Source organism: Chromobacterium sp. INPA-IVC, assembly GCF_059047085.1.
The window spans coordinates 306,539-322,069 of sequence record NZ_JBTNLS010000006.1 but is presented as its reverse complement, the minus strand read 5'-3'; the positions used below and the strand labels follow the sequence as shown (position 1 = coordinate 322,069).

The window sequence follows — 15,531 nt, the reverse complement described above, 5'->3', positions numbered from 1 at the left end:
GTGCGGCATGGCCGACGAAACGGAACTCAAGTTCACCCGCAACGACTTCAAGCGGGTTCGCGAGATGATCTATCAGCGGGTGGGCATTTCGCTCAGCGATTCCAAGACCCATATGGCGTACGCCCGGCTGTCCAAGCGGGTGCGCTCGCGCGGGCTGCGCAGTTTTTCCGACTACCTGGACTTGCTGCAGCACAGCGAGGAAAGCGACGAGTGGCAAGGCTTCATCAATGCGTTGACCACCAATCTGACCTCGTTCTTCCGCGAGTCCCATCATTTCGACATGTTGCGCGAGCACGCCAGGGCGCGCCGGAAGCCCGGCGAAACGTTCCGGGTATGGAGCGCGGCGTCGTCCACCGGGGAGGAGCCATACTCGATCGCCATCACCTTGCTCGAGCTGTGGCGGGAGGCCGGCGGCGGGGCCTTCCAGCTGCTGGCGTCCGATATCGATACCAATGTGTTGCAGCAGGCGGCGCACGGCGTCTATGCCAGAGATCGGGCCGAGAAGGTGTCCGGCGCCCAGCTTCAGCGATATTTCGACAAGGGCGTGGGCCGCAACGAGGGCATGATCCGGCTCAAGCGGCAGGTGCGGGAGGCGGTGTCCTTCTTCCAGTTCAACCTGGTGGCGCCAAGCTGGCCGGACATCGGCCGCTTTGACGTGATCTTCTGCCGCAATGTGATGATCTATTTCGACAAGCCCACCCAGGCCGGCATTCTGAACCGGATGGCCGGCTGCCTGCGGCCGGATGGATTGCTGATGCTCGGGCACTCGGAAAACATCACGCACCTGACCGACGCCTATGCCGGCTGCGGCAGAACCACCTATCGGCTGGCGCGCCCCGGCGGGGAAGAGGAGGGCGGATGAGCGCTGCGGGCAGGAAGATAAGGGTGGTGGTGGTCGACGATTCGGCGTTGGTGCGCAGCTTGCTGACCGCCATCGTCAACGAGGCGCCGGACATGGAAGTGGTGGCGACGGCGGCCGATCCCATCATTGCCCGGGAGAAGATACGGGAAACCAATCCCGACGTGGTGACGCTGGATGTGGAAATGCCGCGGATGGACGGACTGGAGTTCCTGCGCCGCCTGATGCGGCTGAGGCCGACGCCGGTGCTGATGATCTCGTCCTTTACCGATGCGGGATCGGAAACCACGCTCGCAGCGCTCGAGATCGGCGCCGTCGATTTCATCCACAAGCCGGCCAACGACATCGCGCGGCATATGCAGGAGTACGCGGAGGACATACGCGAGAAGCTCAGGGCGGCCGCCGAGGCCAGGTTGAGGCAGCCAAGCCGATTCCTTCAGCCGAGATCGGCAAGGAGGATGGGCGTGGCCGCGCCGCTGAGGAAGGACGCTCTGGTATTCGTCGGCGCTTCTACCGGAGGAACGGAGGCGATCAAGGACTTTCTGATGGGCATGCCGGCCGATGGTCCGCCGATTCTGATCGTCCAGCACATGCCCGAGCACTTTACCTTCACTTTCGCGATGCGCCTGGACAGGCTGTGCCCGATACGGGTGAAGGAGGCTGAGGAGGGAGAGGCGGTGAGGCCGGGTGTCGCCTATATCGCGCCGGGCCATTCCCATATGCGGGTGGCGCCGGCGGCCGGCGGCGGCTACCGGATCGCGCTGGACCAGGGGGAAAAGGTCAATCGCCACCGCCCGGCGGTGGATCCCTTGTTCGAGTCCGCGGCCAGGCTGTTGGGCAAGCAGGCCATCGGCGTGATTCTCACCGGCATGGGTAAGGACGGCGCGGAAGGCTTGTTGCAGATGCGTCACGCCGGCGCCGCCACCTTCGGACAGGATGAAGCCAGCTGCGTGGTGTACGGCATGCCGCGCGAGGCGTTCAAGATCGGCGCGGTGATGCATGTGCATCCTTTGAATCGGCTGGCGGAAAAAGTGGTCGAGTGCCTGCAGGGGCATGCTGAAGGGGCGATTACATGAATCATGCCGATACGGTAGACGGCAATAATCGCCAGTATTACGACAAACATTTCCAGATCATGGCGGTCAAGGTGTTTCCCGGCGAGTTCCACGCCACCAACCAGCCCAAGCTGCTGATGACGCTGCTGGGTTCCTGCGTGGCGGTATGCCTGAGCGACCGCCTGTCCGGCGTGGCCGGCATGAACCACTTCCTGCTGCCCGAAGGCTCGCTGGATCTGGGTTCCGGCGCGTCCGCGGCCCGCTTCGGCGTCAACGCGATGGAGTTGCTGATCACCGACATGCAAAAACTGGGCGCGATGCGCAACCGGCTGGAGGCCAAGATCTTCGGGGCCGGCAATGTGCTGGACGGCATGACGATGGTGAGGGTGGGGGAGCGCAACAGCCATTTTATCCGCAGTTACCTGGCCAACGAGCAGATTCCCGTTCTGGCCGAGGATCTGCTGGGCGAATGCGCGCGCAAGGTGTATTTCTTCACCGCGACCGGCAAGGTGCTGATCAAGAAACTGAAGCGCACCAGCGCGGCGATCAAGCAGGAGCAGCCGTACCGCGGCCGCATCGTGGAGCAGAACGAAGGCGCCAAAACCGGCGACATCGATCTTTTCATCTAGGCAGCCGAGCGGGCCGGAAACAAAAAAGCGGCCGAAAGGCCGCTTCTGGTTTTGGCCGGGAGGCGGGCTAGCGCTCCAGGTGGGGCAGCTTGTCTTTCACGTCGGCCCAGTCGGCGTGGTCGGGCAGCGGATCGATGCGCTCGACGATGCTCGGCCAATTCTTGGCCAGTTCCGCGTTCAGCGCGATGAATCCTTGCTGGTCCTTGGGCACGTCGTCTTCCGCGTAGATGGCGCTGACGGGGCATTCGGGCACGCACAGCGAGCAGTCTATGCATTCATCCGGGTCTATCGCCAGGAAGTTGGGGCCTTCGCGGAAGCAGTCGACCGGGCAGACCTCCACGCAGTCGGTGTATTTGCATTTGATACAGGCATCGGTTACAACGTACGCCATTCGTGTATCCTCAGTAAGGCTGGATCGTGATTCGGGATAATCGTCATTTTAGCGGTAAATTTCCTTTCTGACGCGCCGGCAAATTCCTCAAGATGTCCAATGCTACCTACCGGGGCCGTTTCGCCCCCAGTCCCACCGGCCTGTTGCACGCGGGCTCGCTCAGCACCGCCGTCGGCAGCTATCTGGAAGCGCGCAGCCGCGGCGGCGAATGGCTGCTGCGGATGGAAGACCTGGACCCTCCGCGCGAGGTGCCGGGCGCAGCCGACGACATTCTGCGCACGCTGGAGGCTTTCGGCTTCGAGTGGGACGGGGAGATGGTCTACCAGAGCCGCCGCCATGATTTGTACCGCGCGGCGCTGGAGCGACTGATCGCTTCCGGCCATGCCTATGCCTGCTGCTGCACCCGCAAGGAAATCGCCGCGTTGGCGCGCCGCGGCCTGGACGGCTACGTTTACCCGGGCACCTGCCGGCGCGGCTGTCCCGGCGACCGCGAGGGCCGGGCCTGGCGCTTGGCCGTGGCCGAAGGGGAGCGGGTGGTGGACGACAGGCTGCAGGGCGCATACCCACAGGATCTGGCGCGCGACATCGGCGATTTCGTGCTGCTGCGCGCCGACGGCTTTTGGGCCTATCAACTCGCGGTGGTGGTGGACGATGCCGAGCAGGGCGTCACCGACATCGTCCGCGGCGCGGATCTGCTGGTGTCCACGCCGCGCCAACTGGCGGTTTACGACGCGCTCGGACTGCCCGCGCCAGGCTATTGCCACCTGCCGGTGCTGACCAACTCCGCCGGCGAGAAATTGTCCAAACAGACGCTGGCGCCGGCGATATCGACCCGCGACGCCGCGCGGCAGCTGCGCGCGGCGCTTGAGCTGCTGGGGCATGTCCCGCCGGCAGACTGCGAGAGCCTGGACGAGCTGTGGCGCTGGGCGGTGGCGAATTGGTCATTGAGCCGCGTGCCGGCCGGTCCCTTGCAACTCCCTCATTCCTGACGATTTTCCATTTAAATGACGCAAGCATTTGTCTGCTAACGGTTTTTTGATGAAAAAAATCGTCAATGCGACATGTTTTTACGTCAAAACTGTGTTTTAATGCGCCCTTTTTTTGGCGCGGCGGCAGGCCGCACCCGGCTGCGGCGCAGCCGAGCGTTCCGGCTTCAGCTATCTTGAAGCCATGGCCAATAGGCCTGCCGATGCGGTTTTGACCTTTGCGCATGTCTGACGCCGGGTGCGACCACCCCGGCGCGCGATGCTTTCGTTCCCACGGAGAGTCAGGTTTGAACGAAAACAGTTCCACTAAAAAGAAGGGCTCGCTCGGAGTCTGGATGTGCACCGCCCTAGTGGTGGGCAATATGATAGGCTCCGGCGTTTTCCTGCTGCCGGCTTCGCTGGCGCCCTTCGGCGGCGTGTCGATGCTGGGCTGGCTGCTGACTTCCTGCGGCGCCATCTGCCTGGCGCTGGTGTTCGCCCGCCTGTCGGCCATCCTGCCGCGCGAGGGCGGGCCGTACGCCTACATCCACGCGGGCTTCGGCGATTTCGCCGGTTTCTGGATCGCTTGGGGCTACTGGATCGCGCTGTGGGCCGGCAACGCCGCGCTGGCGGTGGCGGCCACCAGCTATATGCAGGTGTTTTTCCCGGTGTTGGGGCACAACGAGCCGCTGGCCGGCGCGGTCGCCATCGGCCTGATCTGGATCGTCACCTGGATCAACAGCCGCGGCGCGCGCAGCTCCGGCGTGGTGGCGGTGGTGACCACGCTGCTGAAGCTGCTGCCGCTGGCGGCGGTCACCTTCATCGGCTTCTTCCATTTCCAGCCGGAAAATCTGACATTCAACCCGCACAACAAGCCGCTGCTGTCCTCGTTGTCCGCGACGATGGCGCTGACGTTGTGGGCCTTCCTCGGCCTGGAGTCGGCGTCGGTGCCGGCCGGCGACGTGGTGGAGCCGGAGAAGACCATCCCGCGCGCCACCGTGATCGGCACCTTGCTGGCCACCGTGCTCTACATCCTGTCCACGGTGTCGCTGATGGGCCTGATGCCGGCGGATACGTTGGCGGCTTCGCAGGCGCCGTTCGCTGACGCGGCCAAACTGATGTGGGGCGACTGGGGCTACTGGCTGGTGGGCTTCGGCGCGGTGGTGTCCTGCTTCGGCGCGCTCAACGGCTGGAGCCTGATGCAGGCGCACGTGCCGGCGGCCGCGGCCAAGGATGGTCTGTTCCCCAGCCGTTTCGACCAGCGCAACGCGGCCGGCGTGCCCATCTTCGGCCTGGTGCTGTCCAGCGCGCTGGTCACCATTCTGATGGCGATGAAGTATGCCGGCGGTGACAGCGGGGTGAAGATCTTCGAATTCATCATCCTGCTGGCCACCGCCACTACGCTGCTGCCGTACGCGTTCTGCTCGATGGCGCTGATCGCCATCATGCTGATGCGCGGCAAGGAGTTCGCGCCCAAGGATTACGTCGCTCCCGGCTTCTTCGCCGGCATCGGCTTCGTTTACTCGCTGTGGGCGTTGTACGGCTCCGGCGCCGATATTGTCATGTGGGGCATGTTGCTGTTGCTGATGGGCCTGCCCATCTATGTCTGGCAGTTGAAGGAACGGTTCGTTGGGGATTGAACGACGTTCCGGTCAGCGAAAAAGCGCAGCGCGAAAGCCTGCGCTTTTTTCGTTTTCGAACCATTTCAATGCATGAGGATGAGCGGTTTTTTTCCTTGAAAAACATTTATTCAGACTGTTTGATATAGAAATAATATTGGCTTGCCAAGGCCCGGATATTGACACCATAATCGCCGGGTCATACAGGAGAGAGCGGCTTTTCGGCCGCCGCCGAAGGCGCAAGCGCACCCGCAATCGCTCAGGCAAAAGGACTGTATTATCGGCCGGCGGCAGCCGGTTCGCGCAATCTGGAGAGCGGCGCCCGCGCGGCGTCCACCGAAGGGGCTAACGGCTTATCCGGCCGGAAAATCTCAGGTGCAGGGACAGAGGGGTGTGGTTGATAGAGGATATCCACACTTTGCTCGAAGGAACCGCGCCATGACGGCCCCGAAACGTACTCCGCTGTATGAAGCCCACCTCGCCGCCGGCGCCAAGATGGTCGATTTCGCCGGTTGGGAAATGCCCATCCATTATGGTTCCCAGCTGAAAGAGCATGAGATCGTCCGTACCGACGCGGGCATGTTCGACGTTTCCCACATGACGGTGGTCGACATCACCGGCTCCGACGCCAAAGCCTGGCTGCAAAAACTGATCGCCAACGACGTGTCCAAGCTCGGCTTCGAGGGCAAGGCGCTGTATTCCGGCATGCTGACTCCGGAAGGCACTGTCGTCGACGACTTGATCGTCTATCTCACTTCCTATGGCTACCGCATGGTGGTCAACGCCGGCACCACCGAAAAAGACCTGGCCTGGATGGAAAGCCAGAAGGCCGGCCTCGACGTGGCGCTCAAGGTACGCCGCGATCTGGCGATGCTGGCGGTGCAGGGCCCGCAAGCCATAGACAAAGTCTGCGCCGTGAAGCCGGAACTGGCCGACGCCATCCGCGCGTTGAAAGTGTTTCAAGGCCTGCCGCAGGATGAATGGTTCTACGCCCGCACCGGCTACACCGGCGAAGACGGCCTGGAAATCATGGTTCCGGCCGACCAGGCCATCGCCTTCTTCAACCAACTGCAAGCCGCCGGCGTGTCGCCGATCGGCCTGGGCGCGCGCGACACGCTGCGCCTGGAAGCCGGCATGAATCTGTACGGCCACGACATGGACGAGACCGTGTCGCCGCTGGAAGCCGGCATGGGCTGGACCATCGCCTGGGAGCCGGCCGAGCGCAAGTTCAATGGCCGCGAGGCGCTGGAAGCGCAAAAGGCCGCCGGCGTGAAGATGAAGCAGGTGGGCCTGGTGCTGGAAGGCCGCGGCGTGCTGCGCGAGGGCCTGAAGGTGGTGGTGGAGGGCGTCGGCGAAGGCGTGATCACCAGCGGCACCTTCTCGCCGACGTTGAAGCACTCGATCGCCATCGCTCGCGTGCCGGCCGCCACCGGCGCCGCCGCCCAGGTGGATCTGCGCGGCACGCTGACCGATGTGCGCGTGGTGAAGATGCCTTTCGTGCGCAACGGTAAGAAAGTTTTCGAATAATCGGGCAGCGCCTCTAGGCGACTGCCGTCACCATTGATCTGATCTTAAGCTGGAGAACTTCAAGATGAGCAACATTCCCGCCGAACTGAAATACGTCGACAGCCACGAGTGGCTGCGCCTGGAAGCCGACGGTTCCGTCACCGTGGGCATCACCGCGCACGCGCAGGAATTGCTGGGCGACATCGTCTTCGTCGAGCTGCCGAAAGTCGGCGCGAAGCTGGCCAAGGATGAGCAGGCCGGCGTGGTGGAGTCGGTGAAGGCCGCTTCCGACGTCTACTGTCCGATCGCCGGCGAAGTGCTGGCCGTCAACGAGGAGCTGGAAGGCGAGCCGGAGCTGGCCAACACCGATCCGTACGGCGACGGCTGGTTCTTCAAGATCAAGCCGGCCAACGCCGCGGATCTGGACGGCCTGATGGACGCCGCCGCCTACGCCAAGGAAATCGGCGCCTGATAGCCTGACCGCCCCGCCGTCGCAAGACGCCGGGGCGTTGTTTTTCCCGGCGCGGCCTCGCGCAGGCCGCCGCAAAGAAGGAAGTCCCAAGCATGTCGCTCTCCGAACTCTTCAATCACCACGAATTCATCGCCCGCCACATTGGCCCGTCCGACGCCGAGCGCGCCGAGATGCTGGCCGCTGTCGGCGTGCCGTCCATCGACGCGCTGGTCGACCAGACCTTGCCGGCCGACATTCGCCTGAACCGCCGCCTGGATCTGCCGTCGCCGCAGCCGGAAGCCGAGGCGCTGGCCGCGCTGAAGGCGGTAGCATCCAAGAACGTGGTCAACAAGTCCTTCATCGGCCTGGGTTACTACCCGGTGCTGACGCCCACCGTCATCCTGCGCAATGTGCTGGAAAACCCGGGCTGGTACACCGCTTACACCCCGTACCAGGCCGAGATCGCACAGGGCCGTCTGGAAGCATTGCTGAACTTCCAGCAGATGGTGATAGACCTGACCGGCCTGGAAATGGCCAATGCGTCGCTGCTGGACGAGGCTACCGCCGCCGCCGAGGCGATGGCGATGGCCAAGCGCGTGTCCAAGTCCAAATCCGCCAGCTTCTTCGTCGACAGCCGCGTGCTGCCGCAGACGCTGGATGTGATGAAGACCCGCGCCAAGTACTTCGGCTTCGAGCTGGTGCAAGGCCATCCGGAAGAGGCTGGCAACGGCGATTACTTCGGCGCGCTGTTCCAGTATCCGGGCGAAGCCGGCGATCTGATCGACCTGACCCCGCACATCGCGGCCATCAAGGCCAAGGGCGGCGTGGTCGCCGTCGCCGCCGACGTGATGGCGCTGGTGGCGCTGAAGTCGCCGGCCGAAATGGGCGCCGACATCGCCCTGGGCAACACCCAGCGCTTCGGCGTGCCGATGGGCTTCGGCGGCCCGCACGCCGCTTACTTCGCGTTCAAGGACGAGATGAAGCGCTCGGCGCCGGGCCGCATCATCGGCGTGTCCATCGACGCCAAGGGCAAGACCGCGCTACGCATGGCGCTGCAGACCCGCGAGCAGCACATCCGCCGCGAGAAGGCCAACTCCAACATCTGCACCAGCCAGGTGCTGCTGGCCAATATCGCCGGCCTGTACGCGGTCTACCACGGCGCGGAGGGCGTGCAGCGCATCGCCGCCCGCATCCATCGCCTGGCTGCGATCTTCGCCCACGCGGTGAAAGAGGCCGGCGGCAAGCTGGCGTTCGACCGCTTCTTCGACACCGTGCAGGTGGAGGCGGCCAAGGCCGACGCCATTTACGCCGCCGCGCTGGCCGCCGGCTACAACCTGCGCCGCGTCGGCAAGACCGTGTTGGGCGTGGCCTTCCATGAGGCCGCCACTGAGTCGGACCTGGCCCGTCTGATCGAGCTGTTCACCGGCAAGCCGGCCGACATCGCCGCTTTGGACGCCGCCGCCCAGGACGCGATCCCGGCCGCGCTCAAGCGCGAGTCGGCCATCCTGACCCACCCGGTGTTCAACACCCACCATAGCGAGCACGAGATGCTGCGCTATATGAAGAAGCTGGAAAACCGCGACCTGGCGATGAACCACTCGATGATCTCGCTGGGCAGCTGCACCATGAAGCTGAACGCCACCAGCGAGATGATCCCGATCACCTGGCCGGAATTCGCCAATATGCACCCGTTCGCGCCGCGCGAGCAGACCGTCGGCTATCTGCAGCTGATCGAAGGCCTGCAGACGCAGTTGAAGGCGATCACCGGCTTCGACGCGATCTCGATGCAGCCCAACTCCGGCGCCCAGGGCGAATACGCCGGCCTGTTGGCGATCAGCCGCTACCATGAGTCGCGCGGCGAGAGCCACCGCGACATCTGCCTGATTCCGCAATCGGCGCACGGCACCAATCCGGCCACTGCGCAGATGATGAATATGCAGGTGGTGGTGGTGAAGTGCGATGAAGCCGGCAACGTCGACGTGGCCGATCTGAAGGACAAGGCCGAGCAGCACGCCGCCAATCTGGCCGCGCTGATGATCACCTATCCGTCCACCCACGGCGTGTTCGAGCAGGGCATCAAACAGATCTGCGAGATCGTCCATAGCCATGGCGGCCAGGTCTATATGGACGGCGCCAACCTGAACGCCCAGGTGGGCCTGACCCGTCCGGCCGATATCGGCGCCGACGTGTCGCACATGAACCTGCACAAGACCTTCTGCATCCCGCACGGCGGCGGCGGCCCGGGCATGGGCCCGATCGGCCTCAAGGCCCACCTGGCGCCGTTCATCGCCAACCACGTGGTGGCGCCGGTGCCGGGCGCGGTGGAAGGCCAGACCGCGGTGTCGGCCGCGCCGTTCGGTTCCGCCTCCATTCTGCCGATCTCGTATATGTACATCGCGATGATGGGCGCGGAAGGCATGAAGCAGGCCACCGAGAACGCGCTGCTGTCGGCGAACTATCTGGCTACTCGCCTGGCCGAGCACTTCCCGGTGCTGTATACCGGCGCCAACGGACGCGTCGCCCATGAGTGCATCATCGACCTGCGCCCGCTGAAGGCCGCTTCCGGCGTGACCGAAGTGGACGTGGCCAAGCGCCTGATGGACTACGGCTTCCACGCGCCGACCATGAGCTTCCCGGTGCCGGGCACGCTGATGATAGAGCCGACCGAATCCGAGCCCAAGGCCGAGCTGGACCGCTTCATCGCGGCGATGGCCGCTATCCGCGCCGAGATCGACCAGGTGCAAAGCGGCGCATGGCCGGCGGACAACAATCCTCTCTGCAACGCGCCGCACAGCAAGGCCGACATCGCCGGCGACTGGAACCGCCCGTACAGCCGAGAGCAGGGCCTGTTCCCGCTGCCTTACGTGCTGGAAAACAAGTTCTGGCCGAGCGTGAACCGCATCGACGATGTCTATGGCGACCGCAATGTGGTATGCAGCTGCCCGGGCATGGAAAACTACGCGTAAACGTCTGCCGGCCTTGCCGGTTCAGCCTCAACCCGCCGCATTCAGTCGGCGGGTTTTTTATGTCTGATAAATGTGTAAGGGTAAATACTTAGAAATAGTAACTAAGTAGTCATACGTTCATGTACGAACTATCACTAAGGGGGATGCAACGCGGCCTGGCGGGGAAGGCGCGCAGGCGCATATTTGAGCAAGAGGCGAGCGGGAGTGAGCGGAAATGTGTGTCGCTAATTTTGATGCTTTTTATCGAGGGAACGATTCGTTTTATGGCGACCGGCCGGCGTTGTCGCTGATGTATTTCCTGGAGAAGTACGGCGTGGGCGGCGGCGGCAGGGGGCTGGACCTGGCTTGCGGCCAGGGGCGCAACGCGCTGTACCTGGCGAAACGCGGATTCTCCATGTTCGGCGTGGACGAGTCGTCCGAGGCCGTGTCCAAGATGGGCGAGCAGGCTGATCGGCGGCGTCTGGATGTCAGCGGCAAGGTGGTCAATCTGACCGAGCTGGAAATCGAGCCGCAGCGTTACCGCATCATTGTCGCCTATACCGCGCTGGACCATGTCGACGCCGCCGCCGGCGAGCGGCTGGCCCAGGCGATGATGGAGGGGCTGGAACCCGGCGGCTATCTGTTCGCCGCGGTGTTCATGGTGGACGACCCCGGCTGCGCCGGAACGGGCGGGGGCGTCAGCGAAACCGCGGCTTATGTCCGCCACTACTACCAGCCGGGAGAGCTGCGCGAGCAGTTTTCCGGATTGACGCCTCTGGCGTACCAGGAGGAGTTCGCGCTGGATCTCAGCCATGGGCATCCGCACCATCACAGCATGGCCAGGCTGTTCGCCCATAAGCAGGCCGCCTGAGCGCGATCGCAAATCAAGAAAACAGGGCGTCAGCCCTGTTTCTCATTGCGGGAATGCATAGCGGGAATGTGCATCGGGCCAGGATCGCCCGGGCCTGATTCCTCGATGAGCAAAAAACGCGTCAGGAAATGAGACGTGTTTGTTACAATGGCAGGCGCCCGCGATGGCAGTCGCGCGGCGCTTTTTTGATGAATAAATAAAAGGTTAGCGGCGGACATGCCGATAAGAAGCGTACTTTCCTGGCAGGGGGGCGACCTGGAGCTGCTGGAGGCCTTGAGCCTGCCGGTATGGATTTTCGATATCGACCACAAGCGGGTGTTCTGGGCCAACGAGGCCGGATTGCAGGTGTGGGGAGCGGCCAGCTTGCTGGAATTGCAGGCGCGCGACATGTCGCAGGACATGTCGGTGTCGGTGGCGCAAAGGCTGGCCCAGTATCAGCAGGACTTCGAGCGCGAAGGCGCCTGTTTCGTGGAAAGCTGGACGCTGTATCCCAACGGCCGGCCCAGCGTGCTCAAGGTGAAGTTCCGCGGCATACGGGTGAATGGCCGGATGCTGATGTTCTGCGAGGCGCAGAACAGCCTCAGCGCCGACCCGGCGTCCCTGCGCAGCACGGAAGCGCTGTTGCACACCTCGGTGCTGATCACGCTTTACGATGGCAACGGCGGCGCGCTGTATCGCAACCCCGCCTCGCGCGAGCAGGTGGCGGTGGCCGGCGAAGGCTGGCGCCAGCATTTCGTCCACGACAGCGACTGGCAGCAGTTGCGGCAGGGCGTGGCCGCCTGCGGCGAATCGCGGCTGCTGGCGAGGGTCAATACGCGGGAGGGCATGCGCTGGCACGAGGTGTCGGCCCGCGCTTGCCGCGACGCGGTCACCGGGCAGGACGCGCTGCTGGTCAGCGAAGTGGACATCACCGATCTCAAGCACGCCGAGGCGCGCGCCAGCTTCCTGGCCAATCACGACGTGCTGACCGGCTTGCCCAACCGCAACGGCATCCGCAGCGAATTGCTGCCGCATCTGCAGCAAGCGCTGCGCAATGGCCGCCAGGTGGCGCTGATGTTCATCGACCTGGATCGCTTCAAGAACGTCAACGACTCGCTGGGCCACGCCTGCGGCGACGAGCTGCTGATCCGGATGGCCGGCCGGCTGGTCGGCCTGCTGGGCCATGACGAGAGGGCGGCGCGGCTGGGCGGCGACGAGTTCCTGGTGATGCTGAGCGCGCCGCAGGTGGCGGAGCAGGCGGAGGCGCTGGGGCGGCGCATCCTGCAGGCGCTGGCGGTGCCGATGCGGCTGGAGGGCATGGACGTCGGCGTGTCGGCGTCTATCGGCGTCAGCGTATGCGAAGGCCGGACGCTGGACCTGGAGCAGATGATGCGCCACGCCGATCTGGCGATGTACGCCGCCAAGGATGCGGGGCGCAACAACCTGATGTTCTTCACGCCGGCGCTGGAGGCGCGCAGCCAGGCGCAGCTGGCGCTGGAGAACGATATTCGCCGCGGCCTGGAGCACGGCGAATTCATCGCCTATTTCCAGCCGCGGGTGGACATCGCCAGCGGACAGGTGGTCGGCGCCGAGGCCTTGGCGCGTTGGCGCCATCCCTTGCGCGGCCTGTTGATGCCGGATAGCTTCATTCCCATTTGCGAGGATTGCGGCATGGTGATGGAGCTGGGCCGGCAGATACTGGTTCAGGCCGCGCGCCAGCAGCGCCAGTGGCGAGATCGGGGGCTGGACTTGCTGGTGTCGGTCAACCTGTCCGCCAGCCAGTTTGTCGATCCCGGCCTGCCTGGCCTGGTGGAGCAGATACTGGCCGACAGCGGCTGCCAGCCGGACAAGCTGGAGCTGGAGATCACCGAGTCGGTATTGCTGGGGCACGATGAGCAAACCATGAACACCTTGCAGGCCTTGCGCGCGCTGGGGCTGCGCATCGCGGTGGACGATTTCGGCACCGGCTATTCCAATCTGGCCTACCTGCAGCGCTATCCGCTTACCTCGCTGAAGATAGATCGTTCCTTCATCGCCGATCTGGACGACAAGCCGGCCATCACCGAACTGATCACGACTCTGTGCCGGATGATGGGACTGAACATGGTGGCGGAAGGCGTGGAAACCGAAGCGCAGCTGGCCTGGCTGGCCGAGCGCGGCTGCCAGGAATACCAGGGCTATCTGTGCAGCCCAGCCTTGTCCGCGCAGGAATTCCTGCAGCGCTTGTTCTAGCGCTGTCGATAGCGGGGGAGGCGAGAGCGGCCCCCGATTATCGTTTCTCCTCCACGGTCGCCGGGCGCCATGGACGGCCTCTTTATATCAATATGTGGATTAAATCGTTGGATTCGCGGCATTCTTCGCTTACCCTATGCCGGTAATGCAGGCGGCATGTTCCGGCCTGCGGCAAGGAGAATGAGATGAAGACATTGTGCGCCGCCGCGCTGGCGGCCCTGTTGCCGATGGCCGCTTTCGCGGCCAAGCCCCTGACCGTATGCACCGACGCCAACCCTGAAGGCTTCGACGTGGTGCAGTACAACTCGCTGGTCACCACCAACGCTTCCGCCGACGTATTGATGAACCGCCTGGTGGAGTACGACGCCGCCGCCGGCAAGCTGCAGCCGGGGCTGGCCAGCAGCTGGGAAGTGAGCGCGGATGGCCTGAACTACACCTTCCACCTGCGGCCCAACGTCGGCTTCCACAACACCGACTACTTCAAGCCGACGCGCAAGCTGAACGCCGACGACGTGGCGCTTACCTTCGATCGGATGCTGAACCCCGACAATCCCTGGTACAAGACCGCGCCGGCCGGCTATCCGCACGCGCAGGCGATGCAGTTTCCCAAGCTGATCAAGGCTGTGCGCAAGCTCGATCCGCTGACGGTGCGCTTCGAGCTCAATTATCCCGAAGCCACCTTCCTGTCCAGCCTGACCATGGGCTTCGCCTCCATCTACTCCGCCGAATACATGTCTCAGCTGTTGGCCGCTGGCAAGACCGGCGAACTCAACAGCAAGCCTGTCGGCACCGGCCCTTTCGTGTTCAAGAGCTTCGCCAAGGACGCCTTGGTGCGCTACGCGCCCAATCCGGGTTATTTCGGCGCCAAACCCAAGGTCTCGGCGCTGGTGTACGCGATCACGCCGGATTCCAATGTGCGGCTGCAGAAGCTGCGCGCCGGCGAATGCCAGATCGCGCTGTCGCCCAAGCCGCAGGATGTGCAGGCGGCCAAGGCCGACGGCAAGCTGCAGGTGTCGCAGACGCCGGCCTTCATGACCGCCTTCGTCGCCTTCAACAGCCAGAAGAAGCCGCTGGACAACCCGCAGGTGCGACAGGCCATCAATCTCGCCTTCGACAAAGCCAGCTATTTGAAGACGGTGTTCGGCAATGCCGCCAGCGCCGCCAGCCTGGTCTATCCGCCCAATACCTGGAGCTATGACAAGACCATCAAGCCTTATGCCTATGATCCGGCGCAGGCGAAGAAGCTGCTGGCCCAGGCGGGTTATCCCAACGGTTTTGATGTTTCTGTGTGGGTGCGCCCCAGCGGCAGCACGCTGAATCCCAATCCCAAGGCCGGCGCGGAGCTGTTGCAGGCCGACTTGGCCAAAGTGGGCATCCGGCTGCAGATCAAGGTGCTGGAGTGGGGGGAGCTGATCAAGCGCGGCAAGGCCGGCGAGCACGAGATGCTGTTCATGGGCTGGGCCGGCGACAATGGCGATCCGGATAATTTCCTGACGCCGCAGTTTTCCTGCTCCGCGGTGCAGTCCGGCACCAATTTCGCCCGTTATTGCGACGGCAAACTGGACAAGCTGATCGCCGACGGCAAGAAAACCAGCGACTTCAAGGCCAGAGCCAAGCTATACCAGGCGGCCCAGCACGCCATCCATGAACAAGCGTTGTGGCTGCCGTTGGCGCATCCCATCGCCTATGGTTTGGCGCGCAAGGAGGTGACGGGCTATGTGGTTAATCCTTATGGCCGGGTCAATTTCGCCGCAGTGGGCTTGAAATAAGCGGTTTCCCGAGTAAAAATAGACCACTTTGTTTTATAAACAGAGTGGTCTCTTTCTTTTTTGGCATGCTTGCGCCAGAGCAAAGCCGCATTTCTCCTGGGCGGAGATAATGCTCGATGGCGCGCAGGATGGGGCGTCGCCGCGACAAAGCGCTTATGCGTGGCGCAGCGACGTGTTGCCAGTTGCATGCAGACCGCCGGGATTTGGTAGTATTGCTGAAGCGGTCGCGCTTGGCGCGGCCGCTGGGAGAGAGAGGAGCG

At 63.8% G+C, this 15,531-nt stretch carries 12 protein-coding genes and 2 riboswitches; of the genes, 11 read left to right on the top strand and 1 reads right to left on the bottom strand.

Annotation, left to right across the window (positions count from 1 at the left end):
- The first annotated feature begins 7 nt into the window (after positions 1–7).
- From ACX17K_RS13285 to cheD, 3 genes are read left to right on the top strand one after another with little or no spacing between them, the layout of a single operon-like run.
- Positions 8–862 carry a CheR family methyltransferase gene (locus tag ACX17K_RS13285; RefSeq protein ID WP_493775162.1) on the top strand — a complete coding sequence of 285 codons (855 nt, stop codon included), beginning with the start codon at positions 8–10 and terminating at the stop codon, positions 860–862.
- The gene (locus tag ACX17K_RS13280) at positions 859–1,935 is read left to right on the top strand and encodes a protein-glutamate methylesterase/protein-glutamine glutaminase (RefSeq protein ID WP_493775161.1); all 1,077 of its coding nucleotides are present in this window, start codon (positions 859–861) and stop codon (positions 1,933–1,935) included. The genes ACX17K_RS13285 and ACX17K_RS13280 overlap by 4 nt, the downstream gene beginning before the upstream one ends.
- Positions 1,932–2,543, top strand: coding sequence for a chemoreceptor glutamine deamidase CheD (gene cheD / locus ACX17K_RS13275; protein WP_493775160.1), 612 nt, complete (start codon positions 1,932–1,934; stop codon positions 2,541–2,543). Before ACX17K_RS13280 ends, cheD begins: the two co-directional genes overlap by 4 nt.
- Before the next feature lie 67 nt (positions 2,544–2,610).
- Here the strand turns inward: cheD and fdxA are convergent, their stop codons facing one another.
- Positions 2,611–2,934: a ferredoxin FdxA gene (fdxA, locus tag ACX17K_RS13270; protein ID WP_021478572.1), complete on the bottom strand. Its 324-nt coding sequence runs from the start codon at positions 2,932–2,934 to the stop codon at positions 2,611–2,613.
- Positions 2,935–3,026: 92 nt separating this feature from the next.
- Here fdxA and gluQRS point away from each other — a divergent pair, with 92 nt between their 5' ends.
- The 8 genes from gluQRS (at position 3,027) to ACX17K_RS13230 (ending at position 15,271) form a co-directional block, all read left to right on the top strand.
- Positions 3,027–3,923 carry a tRNA glutamyl-Q(34) synthetase GluQRS gene (gluQRS, locus tag ACX17K_RS13265; RefSeq protein WP_493775159.1) on the top strand — a complete coding sequence of 299 codons (897 nt, stop codon included), beginning with the start codon at positions 3,027–3,029 and terminating at the stop codon, positions 3,921–3,923.
- 332 nt (positions 3,924–4,255) lie between these two features.
- Positions 4,256–5,539: an amino acid permease gene (locus ACX17K_RS13260; protein WP_493775158.1), complete on the top strand. Its 1,284-nt coding sequence runs from the start codon at positions 4,256–4,258 to the stop codon at positions 5,537–5,539.
- Between the two features lie 173 nt (positions 5,540–5,712).
- Positions 5,713–5,803: riboswitch (glycine riboswitch) on the top strand.
- A gap of 13 nt (positions 5,804–5,816) precedes the next feature.
- A riboswitch (glycine riboswitch) is annotated at positions 5,817–5,915 on the top strand.
- 41 nt (positions 5,916–5,956) lie between these two features.
- On the top strand, positions 5,957–7,045 hold the full coding sequence (gene gcvT, locus ACX17K_RS13255) for a glycine cleavage system aminomethyltransferase GcvT (protein ID WP_493775157.1): 1,089 nt from the start codon (positions 5,957–5,959) through the stop codon (positions 7,043–7,045).
- Positions 7,046–7,109: 64 nt separating this feature from the next.
- Positions 7,110–7,496, top strand: a complete 387-nt coding sequence (gene gcvH, locus ACX17K_RS13250; RefSeq protein WP_493775156.1) for a glycine cleavage system protein GcvH — start codon at positions 7,110–7,112, stop codon at positions 7,494–7,496.
- 92 nt (positions 7,497–7,588) lie between these two features.
- A complete protein-coding gene (gene gcvP, locus ACX17K_RS13245) occupies positions 7,589–10,441 on the top strand; it encodes an aminomethyl-transferring glycine dehydrogenase (RefSeq protein WP_493775155.1) in 2,853 nt (950 codons plus the stop codon).
- Positions 10,442–10,730: 289 nt separating this feature from the next.
- Positions 10,731–11,291: a class I SAM-dependent methyltransferase gene (locus tag ACX17K_RS13240; protein WP_343479602.1), complete on the top strand. Its 561-nt coding sequence runs from the start codon at positions 10,731–10,733 to the stop codon at positions 11,289–11,291.
- A gap of 216 nt (positions 11,292–11,507) precedes the next feature.
- Positions 11,508–13,502 carry a putative bifunctional diguanylate cyclase/phosphodiesterase gene (locus ACX17K_RS13235; RefSeq protein WP_493775154.1) on the top strand — a complete coding sequence of 665 codons (1,995 nt, stop codon included), beginning with the start codon at positions 11,508–11,510 and terminating at the stop codon, positions 13,500–13,502.
- A 185-nt stretch (positions 13,503–13,687) separates the two neighbouring features.
- Positions 13,688–15,271: an ABC transporter substrate-binding protein gene (locus ACX17K_RS13230; RefSeq protein ID WP_493775153.1), complete on the top strand. Its 1,584-nt coding sequence runs from the start codon at positions 13,688–13,690 to the stop codon at positions 15,269–15,271.
- The last annotated feature ends 260 nt before the right edge of the window (positions 15,272–15,531 follow it).

Bases quoted from the DNA above. Each gene is read 5' to 3' on its own strand.
- ACX17K_RS13285 (WP_493775162.1), top strand. From the start codon at position 8: ATGGCCGACGAAACGGAACTCAAGTTCACCCGCAACGACTTCAAGCGG.
- ACX17K_RS13280 (WP_493775161.1), top strand. From the start codon at position 859: ATGAGCGCTGCGGGCAGGAAGATAAGGGTGGTGGTGGTCGACGATTCG.
- cheD (WP_493775160.1), top strand. From the start codon at position 1,932: ATGAATCATGCCGATACGGTAGACGGCAATAATCGCCAGTATTACGAC.
- fdxA (WP_021478572.1), bottom strand. From the start codon at position 2,934: ATGGCGTACGTTGTAACCGATGCCTGTATCAAATGCAAATACACCGAC.
- gluQRS (WP_493775159.1), top strand. From the start codon at position 3,027: ATGTCCAATGCTACCTACCGGGGCCGTTTCGCCCCCAGTCCCACCGGC.
- ACX17K_RS13260 (WP_493775158.1), top strand. From the start codon at position 4,256: ATGTGCACCGCCCTAGTGGTGGGCAATATGATAGGCTCCGGCGTTTTC.
- gcvT (WP_493775157.1), top strand. From the start codon at position 5,957: ATGACGGCCCCGAAACGTACTCCGCTGTATGAAGCCCACCTCGCCGCC.
- gcvH (WP_493775156.1), top strand. From the start codon at position 7,110: ATGAGCAACATTCCCGCCGAACTGAAATACGTCGACAGCCACGAGTGG.
- gcvP (WP_493775155.1), top strand. From the start codon at position 7,589: ATGTCGCTCTCCGAACTCTTCAATCACCACGAATTCATCGCCCGCCAC.
- ACX17K_RS13240 (WP_343479602.1), top strand. From the start codon at position 10,731: ATGTATTTCCTGGAGAAGTACGGCGTGGGCGGCGGCGGCAGGGGGCTG.
- ACX17K_RS13235 (WP_493775154.1), top strand. From the start codon at position 11,508: ATGCCGATAAGAAGCGTACTTTCCTGGCAGGGGGGCGACCTGGAGCTG.
- ACX17K_RS13230 (WP_493775153.1), top strand. From the start codon at position 13,688: ATGAAGACATTGTGCGCCGCCGCGCTGGCGGCCCTGTTGCCGATGGCC.